The 15,839-nt window shown below is 69.8% G+C and carries 10 protein-coding genes; 2 read left to right on the plus strand and 8 right to left on the minus strand.

All coding sequences use genetic code 11. From position 1 onward, the window contains the following. Positions 1 to 1,548: 1,548 nt before the first annotated feature. From OG587_RS17125 to OG587_RS17145, 5 genes are all read right to left on the minus strand, one after another. On the minus strand, positions 1,549 to 2,484 hold the full coding sequence (locus tag OG587_RS17125; protein WP_329091441.1) for a type I-G CRISPR-associated protein, Cas3-extension family: 936 nt from the start codon (positions 2,482 to 2,484) through the stop codon (positions 1,549 to 1,551). Further along, entirely contained in the window at positions 2,481 to 5,336 is a 2,856-nt protein-coding gene (cas3g, locus tag OG587_RS17130) for a type I-G CRISPR-associated helicase/endonuclease Cas3g (protein ID WP_329091443.1), read from the minus strand. The genes OG587_RS17125 and cas3g overlap by 4 nt, the downstream gene beginning before the upstream one ends. Then, positions 5,333 to 6,715 carry a type I-G CRISPR-associated protein Csb2 gene (gene csb2 / locus OG587_RS17135; RefSeq protein WP_329091445.1) on the minus strand — a complete coding sequence of 461 codons (1,383 nt, stop codon included), beginning with the start codon at positions 6,713 to 6,715 and terminating at the stop codon, positions 5,333 to 5,335. Before csb2 ends, cas3g begins: the two co-directional genes overlap by 4 nt. Positions 6,716 to 6,720: 5 nt before the next feature. Beyond that, positions 6,721 to 7,890, minus strand: coding sequence for a type I-G CRISPR-associated RAMP protein Csb1/Cas7g (gene cas7g / locus OG587_RS17140; protein ID WP_329091446.1), 1,170 nt, complete (start codon positions 7,888 to 7,890; stop codon positions 6,721 to 6,723). Positions 7,891 to 8,472: 582 nt separating this feature from the next. Then, complete coding sequence (locus tag OG587_RS17145) at positions 8,473 to 9,588, minus strand: LacI family DNA-binding transcriptional regulator (RefSeq protein WP_329091448.1); 1,116 nt, start codon at positions 9,586 to 9,588, stop codon at positions 8,473 to 8,475. A gap of 54 nt (positions 9,589 to 9,642) precedes the next feature. Between OG587_RS17145 and OG587_RS17150 the strand changes: the two genes are divergently transcribed. After that, positions 9,643 to 11,037, plus strand: a complete 1,395-nt coding sequence (locus tag OG587_RS17150; RefSeq protein WP_329091450.1) for an MFS transporter — start codon at positions 9,643 to 9,645, stop codon at positions 11,035 to 11,037. 298 nt (positions 11,038 to 11,335) lie between these two features. Continuing rightward, positions 11,336 to 12,553: an MFS transporter gene (locus OG587_RS17155; protein ID WP_329091452.1), complete on the plus strand. Its 1,218-nt coding sequence runs from the start codon at positions 11,336 to 11,338 to the stop codon at positions 12,551 to 12,553. Between the two features lie 91 nt (positions 12,554 to 12,644). Here OG587_RS17155 and OG587_RS17160 read toward each other — a convergent pair whose 3' ends face one another. From OG587_RS17160 to OG587_RS17170, 3 genes are all read right to left on the minus strand, one after another. Beyond that, positions 12,645 to 13,577: an acyl-ACP desaturase gene (locus OG587_RS17160; RefSeq protein WP_329091455.1), complete on the minus strand. Its 933-nt coding sequence runs from the start codon at positions 13,575 to 13,577 to the stop codon at positions 12,645 to 12,647. A 122-nt stretch (positions 13,578 to 13,699) separates the two neighbouring features. Continuing rightward, positions 13,700 to 14,407, minus strand: coding sequence for a DUF998 domain-containing protein (locus OG587_RS17165; protein WP_329091457.1), 708 nt, complete (start codon positions 14,405 to 14,407; stop codon positions 13,700 to 13,702). A gap of 202 nt (positions 14,408 to 14,609) precedes the next feature. Further along, a complete protein-coding gene (locus OG587_RS17170; protein ID WP_329091459.1) occupies positions 14,610 to 15,839 on the minus strand; it encodes a glycosyltransferase in 1,230 nt (409 codons plus the stop codon).

The following is a 15,839-nucleotide window of genomic DNA, read 5'->3' on the forward strand; positions in this document are numbered from 1 at the left end:
GGGGTGAAACCTACCGTTGTCCGTGATGATCACGGTCGGGTTCAGCTGCCCACAATGAGACCGGGCCAGAGATCGGGGTGAAATATTCGCGCTGGGCCTTGGCTGACATGAGTACGGCGGGCTCGCAATGAGACCGGTCTGAAGATCGGGGCGAAACGATGGGTCGCCGCTCGAAACGAGCCGCCTTCAACGGCCCGCAGGGAGACCGGGGTGAAAGCCGGGTTCGGGCTGCGAATGTCATCGCTGGGTTCTGCCCGCAATGAGACCGGCATGGAACCGCCGCCGTGATCCGCGTCATCGGCGAGTCCTGGCGTTCGCAATGAGACCGATCCGGAAACCGGGATAGAACAGCCCAGATCGCTGGCATGAGTGCCCTCAGTCGCGCGATCCTGCAATGCGACCGGTCCGGAGCCTGAGGTAGAACGAGACTCGCTTCCTTCAGGAGACCTCGTGAGCAACATGCCCGCAATGAGACCGGTCCAGAGACCGGAGCGGAACTAACCTGTCGCAGGTCAGGCGCTTCAGATCGCGATCAACCCGCAATGAGACCGATCCGGAGACGGCGGCGACCTTGGTCTGGAGCTGGTGCAGGAAGTTCACCTCAAAGTGCCCGCAATGAGGCCGGGGACCTAGGCAACGCTTCGATTTTCAGCGCGCCCATTCTCCCGGAATGAGGTCGGTCTAGAGACCGGAGTGGAACTGTTGAGGATGCGGATCGTCACCGTGTTCGTCGCGGAGACACCACAATAAGACCGGTCCGAAGATCAGAGCGGAACAAGAACGCAACGGCGGCCGGAAACCACGAACCGCACCCACAATGAGATCGCAGTGGAACCGTATCCGGCGGGACGCCGAGGCCATGTGGAGGGCGCCGCAATGAGACCGGTTCGGAGACCGGAGTGGAACACGACCAGAAAGCTGAGCAAGGCGACGATGCTCCTGTCCCGCAATGAGACCGAGCTGGAACCACTTGAGGAAAAAGGCCCTTGCGAGGGTCTTCTATAGCCTGCAATGGGACCGATCGAAACGCTGTGACCGTAGCTCGGTGGCAGAGTGCCGGGTTGTCCCGCGATGAGACCGATCCGGAGATCGGAGTGGAACGACTTGCGCTTGGGGCGTCCTGGACTCAGTGCTGGCGCCCGCAATAAGACCAATCCGGATAGCGGAGTTGGAACTAGCCCAGTTGGCAACGCCGGTCGGGTTCCACAGACCCCCGCAATAAGACCGATCTGGAGATTGGAGTGGAACTGGCGGTGGCCGGGTACGGAGTGTAGCTGGACGGAGTCCCGCAATAAGACCGATCCGAAGATCGGAGTGAAACGGTTCGCGAATTGGGCTTACGGCACAGAGTAATTAAGCTAAGTCGAAGCAATGCCCGGTTTGGTGCTTCAAGTGTTCGTTTGAACTTCGGAGCCTCCTAGGAAAAGTGGGCGTGCTTGAGGTTCCTAACCGCCGCCGGGGCAGATGGAGCAAGACAAGATCCCCATCGGGGCGGGGATCGGGCGCTATGTAGTTTTCAAATGGCGAGTCATGCGTACGCGCCCGCAATTAGGTGACAGTCACGGGAAGTGGCGCCAGGACGCCATCGAAGTTGCGGCCGGGGATGCGTTGGCGTTCCGCTCCGTAGACGTTGAAGACGCCGAGGGTCGGCCACATGGCGGAGTCGACCGTGGGGGTGCGGTCGCGGGGGGCGAGGGCGCGATGGTCGAGGAGACACCTCACAGAGGGGAGATCGAGGGCGGGGCGCCAGAGGGGCCAGAGCATGACGGAGGCGGAGCCTGTTCGGTGCCAGAGGGTGGCGCGGAGGCGGTGGCCGTCGCCGGTGATGCGGAGGAGGGGCAGGGCCATGGTGGCCAGCCAGGTTGCTCCGGGGACGCCGCTCTCCCGGCCGGGGCGGCCCTCGGTGTCGTCGCTGTTGCTGCGCAGCACCCGGTGGTCGAGGTATTCGCCGGTGAATCCTTCGACACGTCGCCAGCCGACGAGGGCTTCCAGCAGTCGCTGAGGCTCGTTCCGTACCGCTTCCAGGGGTTTCTCGAAGAAGGTCCGTAGCTTCTGCTGCCCGCTGGGGGCGGTGAACGGCGTGATGGCGCAGCGTCCCTGCTTGTCGAGGGCGAGGTCGGTGACCAGGGAGGGCAGCCAGGTCTCCGCAGCCTCGGGATGGCTTGCCATCAGCTGGTGGAAGTCCTCGCGGGATCGGCGCAGCGGATCTTTTCCCGAGCCGGACGGTGGTGGGAAACCGGCTCCGCCATCGGGGAGAACGGCCGAGTCGGGGATCGACGCGACAACACCGCGCAGAGCGTCTGCTACCTCCTCGGCCGTCTCGTACGGGCTGTGCAGGATCGCGCAGGCGGCGGTGTCGGAGAAGGAGAGCGCCGTCGGCACGCGGCAGATGTCGGCGCAGACGCGCAGGAGGCCCAGGGCGGCGAGGAAGCCGAGCGGGTCTCGTCCGTCGAGGGCGGGGAGCTCCGTGCTGAAAGTCGTCATGTCCGCTCCTCGCTGAGAGCCGAGCACCAGATGTCGGCCAGTCGAACCACGGCTTCCATCCGGGCGAGCCCCCAGCGGCCGTAGCGCTGATTGAGGCGCTCGAAGCGGCCCGGAGACGTCCAGTCGACCGATCGGGAGGTGTCGACCTCGATCGGCCGGCCGTCCCGCTCGATTTTGGTGGTCGGCGCGGGGTCGATGACCGGAGGGAACAGCGGGCGGCTCCGTCCGTGGTGGCTGGCGACGAGGTGCAGGACCAGGTCGTGGTCGACATCGGGTACGTCGGCCAGTAATGCTGTCGCGATCTGGGTGGAGAGCACCTCGTGGCGCATCGGGCCCGGGTAAGACGCTCTCCGGCGGGCTTGCCGGAAGACGGCGCGGTCGCTGGGGTTCATGCCTGACTTCGCGAGCGGTTCGTCGCTGGCCGCTGCCGCCCAGCGGTCGCCGCCGTGAAGCATGATTTGGAAGCGCGGGTCGCGTTTGCCCTCGTCATGCCATATTGCGGCCAACCTGATGGCCCGGATGACTTCTGGCTCCATGCCCAGGTTTCGGGCGAACTCCTCGGCCTTCTTCGCCACCTCTTGCTGGTGGACGACCAGCGAGAGCTTCGTGGAGGAGATGGAGGACCCTGCGGCGGTGGTGTCCTCACGGAACGAGGCGGTTCCGAATGACAGGAGGAGGGTGCCGGTGTCGATGTGGTCGATCAGCCGGCCCCGGGAGCTGCCGGTGAGCCGTCTGAGCATCGTCAGGTGAGGCAGCTCGTCCTGACCTGGCTGAGGTTTGCTCAGCGTTGATTGGAGCGACAGCGTGGGGTCCGGGGCGGGGGCGTCCTGGTGGTCGGTTCGCAGGCGTTCGACCCAGGCCGCGACCTCGGGGGCGAGGTCGGGAGCGTAGGTCTCCATGGCACGGACCAGGCTCGGGCCGACGCGGATCGTCATTCCTCCCCGGACGCCGGGCTGCGCGAGGTCGGCGATGTCGATCGCGGGCTCGCGGCTGTCGGGATGCCAGCCGTACTCGTCACAGCCGCCATAAGAGGTGGGGACGACGACGAGATCGGACGCGCGGATTTTCGCGGGGTCGACCACTTCGGCGCTGCCGCGTGGGCGGTAGCGCAGCACGGACCTGCCGCCGGGCGGGACGGGGACGTCGGGGAGGTGCTCGGCCTCCAGGTCGCTGATGTCGTCGCCGCCCGTTTCCCCGCGGAGCCAGCGTCTGACGTAGGGGAGTGGCAGCTCGATGCTCTCGGCCGAGGTCGGGGGCACCAGGCCGACGAGGTCGGGCCACAGTTTCTCGTCGTCGGGGAGGTCGCGCCAGACCACCGTCACCTGAGGTCTCTCCCGCTCGATTCCGTGCAGGTAAAAATCCACCGGGATATCGTTGATGGGGATCGGCGAGGTGCGGGCCCAGACGTCCAGGTGGGCGCGGCCCAGGAAGGGGACGTAGGAGCGGGGCTCCCGCAGCGTCGCCCACTGACCGGGGGGCATGGCTCGCACCAGTGCGCGCAGTGCCGAGGGGAAGACGTCCATGCCCGGTTCGGCGGGGAGTCGCGCCTTCTGCGAGTGGGTGAGGGGTGTGCCGCCCTGCTCGCACAACCAGGCCCAGGTCGCCGGACGGGCCGTGTCGTACACGCCGTCGGAATCCGCCGAGCCGTGCAGCACGACCGCCGAGGCCACGGTCTTCTGGTCGCCGAGGCGGTTCAGGCGGCCGAGGCGCTGGATGAGCGCGGGCAAAGAGGATGATTCAGTCACAAGTGCGTCTAAGTCGATATTTGCGCCGACTTCGATCGTCTGGGTCGCTATGACGTACATCGGCTCGGCGGATGCGCGTTTCCGGCCTGCCCTGATGCGCTCGTAGTGGTTGGCCAGCAGATAGTCGCGGTCGAGCGGACGGATCTTGCCGGTCAGCAGCACGCAGCGGCTCTCGCGGTCGGTGCGCAGGAGCTCGAACACGGCCCGCGCCCGCGCCACGGTGTTGACGACGACACCGACGACCGGGTGTTTGCGGTGAAGCTCCCGCGCCCAGTGGGCCAGGGCGTCGGGCATCACCTTCGCCGTGTTGGCCTTGGTGGTCGGCACATCCACCAGGTGGAGCCGTTTGGCCGCCTTCAACCTCTTGGACGCTTCCTCGTGGTTCTCGTCCGCCTCGGTGATGCCGTGCACGTTGGCGATATCGGCCTCGGGGCTGGCGGACATGCTGACCACGACCGGACGGATCGGGGCCGGCGTCTCGTCACAGGTCGTGGCCCCGCGCACGCTGGCCAGGAACGCCTCCGAGAGGTGGGCCTCGTCCACCACGATCAGGCTGTCGGTGCCCACCAGCGCCGCGTCGATCGGGCGCAGGTATTCTCCGACGCCGTAGCCGCGGAAGAGGAACCGGCTGCCCACCTGGTCGACGGTTCCGACGACGATCGCGTGCCGGTCAGGTCGCTCGACCCACCGCCACGACCAGTTGACCCCGCCGCGCATCCGGGTCACCTCCACCGGAGTTCCGGCGATGTCTCCATCCATCCGGAGGGCGGCGGCGACCTTGGCCGCGAAGCTGTCGTCTTCGGGGGTGCGGAGAGCTTTGGCGATGGACGCGGCGTGCTGGTACGCCTCGTCGACGATGAGCCGACGGTCGACCACGAAGAAGACGCGTCTGGGCACTCCGGTCTGTTTCTGAACTCTGCCGAGGGCCGCCGCGAAGAGGGCGACATCGATTACGGATGTTTTGCCCAGGCCCGTGGGGATATCGATCAGTTCTGGCCAGCCCTCTTCGACCACCCGCTTGAGAAGCTCGAATTGCCAGGGGAATGGTTCGTAGCCGTGAACCTCCTCATAGAAGGCGGGGAAGTCCGTGACGGTGAAGGCACTCATCCGGAGCCCCCCTCGGGAACGAAGAGGCCGAGGCCGAGGTAGCGCAGGGAACCTGCGATCACCGGCCCCACCACCGGCCGGTCAAAGGTGACCCTGGCGTGCACGATGGGCTTCTTCGGCCGGTTGGCAGGGAGGGACCCTGGGCGGGGACGCCAGATCGCGCCGCGCGTCAGCGGCGCCGTCGAGACCTCGACGTTGGTGACGTCGGGGAAACCGGCCCGGCGTAGCGACTTGGCGACCATCTGCTCGTACGAGCGGCCGGGACGGGCGAAGCTGTCGGTCATCATCGGGGTGGCCGTGACCCAGGTGCGGGTCCCCTCCGATCGGCCGGTCCACCGGCCGCGACGCAGGGTGCGCAGGTTCTGCCCCTGGCCGAGCCGTAGAGGCTCACCGGGCCAGGGGGTGAGCCTGGTCAGCGGGTCGGCCATGACGGCCTTGGCCAGCCGGTTCCAGTCTTCGGCGGGCATGTGGCGGGGGAGTGCCAGCGCCACTCCCAGGAGGTGGCCGTCGGAGTGTGGCTGGTCGATGTCGGGAAGCGCGAGGAAGGCGACGTGGGTCTTATCGTCAGCCCCGTGCCCGCTCACCTGGGCGGGGATCGGCTCGGTGACCCTGGACATGACGGCTTTGCGCAGGGCGAGCGTGAGCCGGGCGACCTGGTCGCCGCTGATGCGGGCGCTGGGCCGCTCGAATCCCCAGACGATGAGGTCGTCCCAGGGGGAGAGGTGTGTCGGGACGGGTTCTTCCATCGCCACGACTTGCGAGTACGGCAGCGCCCGCGCGGCCTCCCACGCTCTCCCGCCACGGTTGTAGGCGTCTTGGAGCGCGTCGGTGTATCCGACGTAGGGCACGCGCAGCTCGATCGCGCCGGGGGTGCCGAGTGCGACCGGGGCCAGCTCCGACCAGGCCGATTCGTCGTCGGGCAGGGAGTCGGTCACGGTCACCTCGGCCTGGCTGGTCGAGCGGCCGACGTACGGCACCCGACGGGCCAGGGCGCCGAGCTTGGCGAGCACGCCGGGGTCGGGGTCGGCGCCCGGCCACACCACGGCGAACTGGTCACAGGCCGGGGTGACGAACGCGCGGCTACGTGCCCCGTTCGTGCGGCCCGGCCAGCTCTGGCTGCCGCTCTTCTGCTCGGTCTGGTTCGTCACCACGTAGGAGTCGGTCCTGCCCGGTCGCGCGTCGTCCATGGCCGCGCGTACCACCGGTGCCCCGGCGCGTTCCAGCCAGCGCAGGGCGTCCCAGTCGTCCGCCTGCACCGCCGAGGCGGCCAGGGCGCAGAACAGCCGGGCCGGGTGAGGGGGCCATTCGGCCCGACTGGGCCGCATGTCACCGGCGTCGTAGCGGCCATGGCGCAGCCGCACCGTGAGAGTGAGCGCCACGGCTGCTACTCCTCGTCGGCGGCGGACTGGGCGAAGGCGAACTCGATCGCCTGCTGGAGCGAGGGGATCGGAGTGACCTCGATCGTGTCGTCGGCCATCAGCACACCCAGCCGGGCCGCCTCGTCGCGCAGCTCGTGATAGGTGTCCAGCGCCTCTCGTACCGACACCTCAAGCTCGTCGGCGCTGCCGCCCGGAAGCTCCAGGCCGACCGTCTCGGACGCCTTGGCCAGGTCGCAGCCCGAGCGCAACCAGACCGACGGGCGTCCGAACGCCAGCCGGTCGCCGACGAGTGTGAGGGCGGCGAGCGTGGCGCGGCCGGCCACGCAGGCTTCGGCGGAGGCGTCACCGAAGCGCAGACGCTCAAGGCCCGCGAAGGAGATGCTCGCGATCCGGCGGATCTCCTTGACGGTGGCTCCACCCGGCACCGGGTTGGGGGCGATGTTGCCGTGCCCGATCTCGCTGAGCTTGCCGCCCTTCTTCTTCTCCCCGTCGGCGACGAACTTCCAGTGGTTCTCCGCCTTGGCCTTGTCGTCGACCGAGCCGGTGAGGTTCTGCGGATCGAGCCGCCCGCCGCGTCTCGCGCCGAAGTGAGGGGCCACGCCGTACATGGTCGCGGTGTAGAGGCGGGCGAACTTGGGCCAGCGCCCCTTGCGGTGGGAGTCCCACGCGCCGAGCACGAGGGACAGGGGCTCCCGCTCGAACAGCGGCCGGACGTCGGTCACGCTGACGGCACGCAGCCGCTCGCCGATCACGCTCTGGTCGAAGCGAACCCCTCCGATCGTGCTGTCGCGCAGGTAGGCGTCGGCGTACCGGTGGGGGAAGTCGAGCGAGGTCAGCCGGATCTCGCCCCGGGACGTCTTCGTCCGGAGCTCGAACATCGGCAGGGTGAGACGGCCTCCGTCGCGGGCGTCGCGCAGGGCCTCCTCCAGCCGGTTGGACTGGGACTGCTCCTGGTCGATTGTCACGGTCTTGACCTGCTCGCCGTCGACCAGACGATCGGCGATGACGTACTTCTTCGTGAGGTCCTTCTCGTTCTTGTCGGTGGGGAAGGTGGGGGGCATCACGACGTTGCCCTCACCGCCGACCGGTTGATATCTGGCCTGCACCACCAGTGCCGTGTGCTTCCTGTCATCGCCGAGCGCGTCCAGAAGACGCGCCGAAAGACTCGTGCCCACTGCGGACACCTCCTTGTGTCGCCTGACCACCAGAAATTGCTTGGAGAGAGAGTGGCAGGCGGGACCGACAGAATTGGACCCGCCCGCGATACCGGCAGCAATGGGGGCTGCGGAAGCGCCTTGCGCGCACCTGCGAACGCGATAAACAGAACCGCAATGAGACCGCAATGTCCGAATAGTTCGGTTATCGCGGAAATATCGCTTACGAGCGAAGGGGGCTAGTCCGAAAAGCAGAGACTGTTTTGTCTTCTATGTGTGTACTGAGATCTGTATAGACCTGCTGGAGTGCTGGTACCGCCAGATCGCGGCTGCGATCAATATCGCTGCTGCTGGCCAGGCAACACTCTTGATTTTGATCTTCTTTTTGACCGCATGTTCGCCCATGGCAACCTCGTATTCATGAAGGCGGCTTGCTGTCTTCGAGACGTGAGAGTACCGATCGGCGAGATGTCGGGTGCGGGAACAGGGAAAGTTGCCAGAGGTTCACGGGACCTTCGAACCCCACAAACAGAGAAGCTCCTCCGAGCTACTTACACAGAAAAGCCTGCGCCCTTTTGATCCCTGAATAGATAAATATCGCCTTCATGGTCTTTGGGTGGATTCGCGGCTTATTAGGTGCCAGGCGACCTCGTCGTCCCGGTCAGCGGGGGTGGGGTGGCCGAGGGCGGTACGGGCGCAGCGGGCGCCCTGGTCGCGGAGGGATTGGGCGACGGTGGTGAGCCCGGCCGGGGCGGCGGCGTCGGAGTCGTCCCAGCCGCTGAGGGTGAGGTCGCCGGGCACGGCCAGGCCCAGGCGGGTGGCGGCGCGCAGGACGCCGAGGGCCAGCTCGTCGCCCATGGCGGCGATCGCGTCGCAGGCGTACGGGCCGGTGAGCAGTTCGCCCGCGAGTGCCTCGGCCTCGTGCGTGTTGTTGGTAGAGCAGACGGCCACCCGGACCTGTGACCAGTCGCCGCCGGTCCCGGCCCAGGCGTCGCGGTAGCCGCGCAGGCGCTGGCGGGTGACTCGGAAGGTCGAGGCGTCCGGATCGATCCCGCCCGGCGGCAAGGTGCCGGATCCGGCAGGCGCGGCATCGTCCAAGGGTGCGCCGGAGGTGACACCGGAGAGCCTCGCGCGGTTAAGGGGAAAGCTCAGCACCCCAGGGCGCCGTGCCCCTGCGAAGACCTCGCGGCCCACGGCCGTGGCGGCGGCGCGGTCGTCGGCGGCGACGAAGGAGAGGCCGTCGCGGCGCGGGCCCCCGTGGACCACGGCGGGCAGGCCGGTGGCGGAGATGGCGTCGATGACGGGGTCGTCGTCGGCGGTCGTCCAGACCACGAAGGCGTCGACGGCGGCCTCGGTGACCCGGTCGACGTCGGAGGGGCTTCCGGTGACGGGGACGAGGGTGAGCGCCATGCTGTGGTCGGCGCAGACCTGGGCGACGCCGGACAGGAAGCGGGCTGCCTGCGGGTCGTCGAAGGCGTAGGTGAGGTGCTCGCCGAGGACGACGCCCAGGTTACGGGTCCGGCCGCTGCGCAGTGACCGCGCGCCGGGGTGCGGGCCCGGGTAGCCGAGGCGTTCGGCGGCCTCGCGGACCTTGGCCCGCGCCTCGTCGGAGACCCGGCCCGGCTGGCCGTAGGCGTACGAGACGGTCATCACCGACACCCCTGCCGCGCGGGCGACCTCGGCCATGGTCACCCGGCGTCGCGCCGTCCGTCCGCTCATGGGCCGAGGATATCTGTGTATCGATACACAGCTGATTTGTGTATCGTTACACGCATGTCAGGCGGAAAGGGCGGAATCCAGGCGCGTACCGCTTATATGGGGTTCGCCGCGTTCGGTGTTTTCTGGGGGGTGTGGGGTGCCTCGGTGCCCGCGATCCGCGCTCAGGCGGAGCTCAGCGACGGGCAGTTGGGTACGGCGCTGCTGTTCGTCGGGGCGGGGGCGCTGCCCGCGATGCTCGTCACCGGCAGGGCGGTTGACCGCTGGGGGCTACGGGTGGCCGCGCTCCTGCTGGTGACGCTCGGCGCGGTGGGGACGCTGGTGGCCGTGGCCGGCCGTGACTTCTGGAGCCTGTCGGCGGGACTGGCGCTGCTCGGCGCCTCCTCGGGGGCGGCCGACGTCGCGATCAACTCGGCGGCGGCCTCGGCGGAGCGGGCGTCCGGCAGGCCGGTCATCACCCGCGCGCACGGCACCTTCTCCACCATGGTGGTGGTCGGCAGCCTCTCCGCCGGGCTGCTGCTCGGCGGCCTGGGGGTGCCGGTCGTCGTGCCGTTCCTGCTGGTCGCGGGAGCTGCGGTCGGCGCGGCATTCAGCGTCGTGGCCGACTGGCGAGCCGCCTCGGCCGCTCCGGTCACCGACGGAACCGTCCCGGGCCAGGCCGGAGCCGTTTCGGTCATGGAGGGAACCGTCCCGGATCCGGTGAGGGCCACCCCGGTCGCCGACGGAACCGTTCCGTACCCGGCGGGGGCCGCTTCGGTCACCGAGGAGACCGGCCCGGTCGCGGCGGGGGCCGCCCGGGACGGTGGGCGGCGGGGATACCCGGGGTACGCCGTGCGCCTGTTCCCGTTGCTCGTGGTCGGCGGCCTGGGCGCGCTGGCCTTCGCGGTGGAGAACGCCCACCAGAGCTGGGGCGCGGTCTACCTGGCCGACGTGGCCGGCGCGGGTCCCGCGCTCGCCTCGGCCGGTCCGGCGGTCTTCGCCGCCGTCGTCGCCCTCACCCGCTTCGCGGCCGGTGCGGTCGGTTCCCGGCACGCTGCGACCGTGCTCGTCTGCGGCGCCGTGACGGCCGCCGCCGGGACCACGCTGGTGTCCGTCGCGACGGCCGTCCCGGTGGTCCTGCTGGGACTGGCCCTGGCCGCGGTCGGTACGGCGGTGCTCTTCCCCATGCTGATGGGGGTCGTCGCGGCACACGTGGGCGAGGCCGCCAGGGGGAGGGCGACGTCCGTGGTGACCACCGTGGCCTACCTGGGGTTCCTCGCCGGTCCGGTCTACGTCGGTCGCTGGGCCGAGACGACGGGACTGCCGGGGGCGATGGTGGCCGTCGCCGCCCTGGCCGCCGCCCTCGCGGTCCTCACCTGGCCGTCACTGCGATCGGCCGTCGGCACCGGCTCCCCGTGGGACTCGCTTCCGGCCTCCGGCCGAGCGGAGGACGTCGCCGGTCGCGCTCGATGACGGCCTGTCGGCTTTCGATCCGCCGAAGGGTTGCCTTCCGATCTGCCGAAGATCACGATCTGGTCTGCCGGGTGAAGAACTGCCAACCGCCATTCCCGGCCCTCGCACACTTCCCGACCCTCGAATGTGAGAGAAGGGAGGTTCGTGGCATAAGGTAGCTCGTCGGTGCGTTCGGGATGGACGCACACGATGACCGCTCGGCGGCCGCGAGAGCGGTATCAACCCCGGTCGAAGCCCGCCACTCCGGCGGGCTCCCGAACCGGGCGGAGTCTCCGTCTGGATGATGGACGGAGATCTGTTGACCTCGTACTTCGCCGTGCTCGGCTCGCCCGGGGCGTGGCGCTTCCTGCTTCCCGCCTTCGTCGCGCGCCTTCCGAACGCGATGCTCCAGCTCGGTGTGCTGCTGCTCGTGCACTGGTCCACCGGCTCGTACGGCGCGGCCGGTGTCGCCGCCGCCGCTGCCGCGGTGGCGCCCGCGCTGGTCGGCCCGCGGACCGGGCGGCTGGCCGACAGGTACGGCCAGGCGAGGGTGCTGGTCCCGCAGGTCGTCGTGCACGCCGCCGCGTTGGGCGCCCTGCTGGTGCTCGCCTCGGCACACGCCCCGGCGGTCTCGCTGGTGGTCGTCTCGGCGCTGGCCGGGGCCACGATGCCGCAGGTCGGCTCGATGGTCCGTGCCCGCTGGGCGTACGTGCTCGGCGGGTCGGGCAGGCTGGACACGGCCTTCGCCCTCGAATCCATCACCGACGAGCTGACCTTCACCCTCGCTCCGGTGCTGCTCGTGGCCATCTCGACCGGGTTCTCACCGGTGTGGGCACTGTCGGTGGCGCTCGTCATGGTCGTGGTGGGGACGCTCGCGTTCGCCGGGGTCCGCAGGGGAGCGCCCGAGCCGATGCCGGTCCGGGTCCGTTCGCGGCGCGGCGTGCTGCGGCTGCGCGGGGTGGCCGTGCTCGCGGGGGCCTTCGTCGCCCTCGGTACCGTCTTCGGCAGCCTCCAGGTCGGCGTCACCTCCTACACCGCGGCCCTCGGTCAGGCCACCGCCGCCGGAACGGTGTACGCGACCTTCTCCGGCGCCAGTTTCGTCGGGGGCATCCTCTACGGCGTGGTCCGCTGGCGGATCGGCGCCCCGGCCAGGCTGGCCGCCACCCTCGGACTGCTCTCCGCGGCCACCGTCGCCCTGACGCTCGCCGGATCGGTCCCGCCGCTGTACGCCGGAGCCGCCGTGGCCGGGTTCGTCATCGCCCCGGCCGTCATCACCGGCTACACCCTGGTCGAGGGCCTTGTCCCGGCCGAGGTCAGGACCGAGGCCTTCACCTGGCTCAACGGCTCCGTCGGGGTGGGCATCGCCGCCGGGGCGGCCGTCGCGGGCCAGCTCGTGGACCGCTTCGGCGCGGCGCTCGCCTTCCTCGTCCCCCCGGTCACGACCGGCCTGGCCGCGCTGCTCGTACTGGCCTTCCTGCGCAGCCTGCGGCCGGGGGCCGACAGCTCCCCGGCCCGCGAGCTGGTCTCCGCCGCCTGAGGCGCTCGGGTACGCGGGCGACGAGCGTCCGCCCGGTGCGAGGTGTGAACACCCGGGGGACCGCCTCAGGCGGTCCCCGTGAGGGAGGGGATCAGGCGGTGGCGGCCTCGCGGGCGCGGCGGGCCTCGCGGCGCTCGACGAAGCGGGAGGCGGTGGTCTCCAGCTTGGCGAGGAAGTCGGCCAGCTCCTCGCGGGCCTTCTCACCGTCGGCGCCGAGGTTCTGCATGTTGAACACGTCCCACTGGCGCAGCACCGGCTGCAGCACGTCGTCGATGTGCAGGCGCGTGTCGTAGATCCCGGCGTGGGCGATGGTCATGGCCTTGCGGGTGAAGCCCTCGATGCCGGTTCCCGGCATCTGGAAAGTGGTGACGACGTCGGTCACGGCGCGCATGGTCTGGTCGGGGGCGAGCTGGAAGGCCGCGCTGAGCAGGTTGCGGTAGAAGAGCATGTGCAGGTTCTCGTCGGCGGCGATCCTGGCGAGCAGCCGCTCGCAGTTCGGGTCCTCGGATGCCTTGCCGGTGTTGCGGTGCGAGATGCGGGTGGCCAGCTCCTGGAAGGAGACGTACGCCACCGAGGCGAGCACGCCCTCGTAGGAGTTGGTGAAGCCCTCGCTCATGTGCACCATCCGGGCCCGCTCCAGCGCGACCGGGTCGACCGCGCGGGTGACCGTCAGGTAGTCGCGGATGGCGGTGCCGTGGCGGCCCTCCTCGGCGGTCCAGCGGTGCACCCAGGTTCCCCACGCCGCGTCGCGACCCAGGGTCGTGGCGATCTCGTGGTGGTAGCTGGGGAGGTTGTCCTCGGTCAGCAGGTTGACGATGAGGGAGATGCGGGCTTCCTCGGGGATCTTGGTGTCGGTCTCGACCCAGGCGTCCCCGCCGTAGAGGCCGTCGTAGTTTCGCCCCTCCGACCAGGGGACATACTCGTGCGGGAACCACTCCTTGGCCACCTTGTGGTGCCGGTCCAGCTCCCCCGCGACGACAGGCTCAAGTTCGAGCAGCAGCTCGGTCTCACTGAACTCTCGCATCAGGTTTCTCCCTCGAAGACTACGCAACCGTAACCTACGTTAGCGTAGGTAAGGCCGTAATCAGTACGTGTTGCATGTCTCATTTACTCACCCGTGGGCGATTCAAGGGAGCCGCTTCGCCGTCAGCCGAGACCGATCGGCCGGCGAGGATGCCGGGTGTCGTCCGGGCCGGGCTGGGCGGGAATCGTCATGCCCCGCGCCCGCACGCCCGGCCGGTCGGCCACGCCGTCGCGGTGGTCCGCCCAGAGGGCGGCCATGAGGACCAGCGCCATCTCGGAGAGCACCAGCAGCCGTTCCACCAGGCCGTAGTGGTCGGCACCGTCGATCAGGTCCGAGGTCAGCGAGCCGGGGTGGGCGGCCAGGAACCAGGCGAGGAGCACCGTCGACAGGACGGAGACCGCCGCCAGGGGCCCGTTCCCCGACCGGCGGCCGAGCATCCATCCCGCGCAGGGCAGCGCGGTGAAGACCACGGCCGCCGACCAGCGGTGGATCTCCCCGGCGACGGAGACGACGCCGGGCGCCGCGTCGGTGGGGAACGCGGCGGTGAGAAGGAGTCCCAGCGCCGCGGCCACGAACAGCGCGCGCGCCGCCGCGCCGCGCACCGGTTCCACCCAGGCCAGCAGGTACGCGACCCAGAGGCAGCCCATGGCCAGGGCGAGCGTGCCGCCCATCGTCGCCCAGGCGCTGTCGTCGCGCAGCGCGTAGTCGCTGATCAGGCCGTTGAACGGATTCACCGTGTCCGCCGCGACCAGGTGCGCGTAGCCCATCGCGGCCAGGGCGAGCAGCGGCCCGGCCACGCCCGGCCAGCGGGACGGCGGGCCCTCGCTCATCGCGCCACCTCCTGGCGGGTCATTTCGGAGTTCGTCGCCCCGCCTCCTGGCAGGTCGCCTCGGAGTTCGTCGCCCCGCCTCCCGCTGGATCGTCTCGGAGCTCATGGGCCGGCCTTCCGGTGGATCGCGCTGAGGCTCGGTCCCATCACCCGGCGGGCCGTCTCGAAGTCCGGCCCCACCTTCCGGCGGATCGTCTCGGACCTCATCGCGCCACCTCCTGGTAGATCCGCTCGAACCTGGTCAGGGAGGCCTGGTGGTCGTGGGTCAGCGCGATGGAGCGGCTCGCGGCGCCCATCGTGGCCCGCAGCCGGGGTGAGGCGAGCAGGGCGCCCAGGTGCCGGGCCAGTTCCTGGACGTCGCCGGGCTGGAACAGGTGGCCGTTCTCGCCGGGCCGTACCAGGTGCGGCAGGGCCATCGCGTCCGCGGCGACGATCGGCAGGCCGCTGGCCATGGCCTCCAGCGTGGCGATGCTCTGCAGCTCCGCGACGCCCGGCATGGCGAAGACGTCGCCGGCGGCGTACACCTGGGGCAGCGTCTCGTCGGGGACGAACCCGAGGAAGGACACCCGGTCCCCGACCCCGATCCGGTCGGCCAGCCTGGTGAGCGCGGCCCGCTGGCCGCCGGTGCCCGCCAGCGCGATCTGCGCGTCGGCGCCGTTGAGCACGTGCGGCAGGGCGCGGATGAGCTCGTCCAGCCTCTTCTCCTCGTCCAGCCGGCCGACGAACACGATCGTGTCCCGGTCGGGCAGGCCGAAGGCCCTGCGGGCCCACGCCTTCGGCTCGGCGCGCGGCTGGAACCTCGCCAGGTCGATGCCGCAGGAGATGGGCTCCACCGGCGGGCCGAAGCCCTTGCCCGTGAGCAGCCCGGCCGCGATCTCGGTGGGCGTGGTGACGCGGTCGGCCTTGGAGAAGACGCGGTTGAAGTCCTTCCAGGCCAGCGCGCCCGCCTTCTCGCGGAGCCGGCCGGGGATGTGCGCGAACTGGAAGAGGTTGTCCGGCATGAAGTGGTTGGTCGCCACGACGGGGACGCCCACGCGCCGGGAGGCGGAGATGGCCGCGCGGCCGACGACGAAGTGCGCCTGCACGTGGACCACGTCGGGGGCGATCCTGCCGATCAGCCGGTCCAGCCGGGTCGGCACCGTGATCCGCATGGTGGGGTGGACCAGCGTCGGCGCCGAGCGCAGCCTGTGCACGGTCACCCCGTCCACCTGCTCGGTCCTGCCCGGTCCCTCGTCCGAGGCGCACACCACGTGGACCTCGTTTCCCCGCTCGGCCAGGCCCTGGGCCAGCCGGTGGGCGAAGTAGGCGGCACCGTTCACGTCCGGCGGGTAGGTGTCGGCCCCGATCAGCACCCGGCGGGGCCGGGCGGTGAGGAGGGCCGGTCCCTGCACGGGGGTCCGCAGGGTGGTGGCTGACGTGGCTGACATCGCCAT

The sequence above is a fragment of the Streptosporangium sp. NBC_01469 genome (assembly GCF_036227305.1).
Taxonomy (GTDB): domain Bacteria; phylum Actinomycetota; class Actinomycetes; order Streptosporangiales; family Streptosporangiaceae; genus Streptosporangium.

What these genes read in the sequence shown, in the direction of transcription:
- OG587_RS17160 (WP_329091455.1), bottom strand. Translation starts at nt 13,577, where the DNA reads ATGCGAGAGTTCAGTGAGACCGAGCTGCTGCTCGAACTTGAGCCTGTC.
- OG587_RS17150 (WP_329091450.1), top strand. Translation starts at nt 9,643, where the DNA reads ATGTCAGGCGGAAAGGGCGGAATCCAGGCGCGTACCGCTTATATGGGG.
- OG587_RS17170 (WP_329091459.1), bottom strand. Translation starts at nt 15,839, where the DNA reads ATGGCGATGTCAGCCACGTCAGCCACCACCCTGCGGACCCCCGTGCAG.
- cas3g (WP_329091443.1), bottom strand. Translation starts at nt 5,336, where the DNA reads ATGAGTGCCTTCACCGTCACGGACTTCCCCGCCTTCTATGAGGAGGTT.
- OG587_RS17165 (WP_329091457.1), bottom strand. Translation starts at nt 14,407, where the DNA reads ATGAGCGAGGGCCCGCCGTCCCGCTGGCCGGGCGTGGCCGGGCCGCTG.
- OG587_RS17125 (WP_329091441.1), bottom strand. Translation starts at nt 2,484, where the DNA reads ATGACGACTTTCAGCACGGAGCTCCCCGCCCTCGACGGACGAGACCCG.
- OG587_RS17145 (WP_329091448.1), bottom strand. Translation starts at nt 9,588, where the DNA reads ATGAGCGGACGGACGGCGCGACGCCGGGTGACCATGGCCGAGGTCGCC.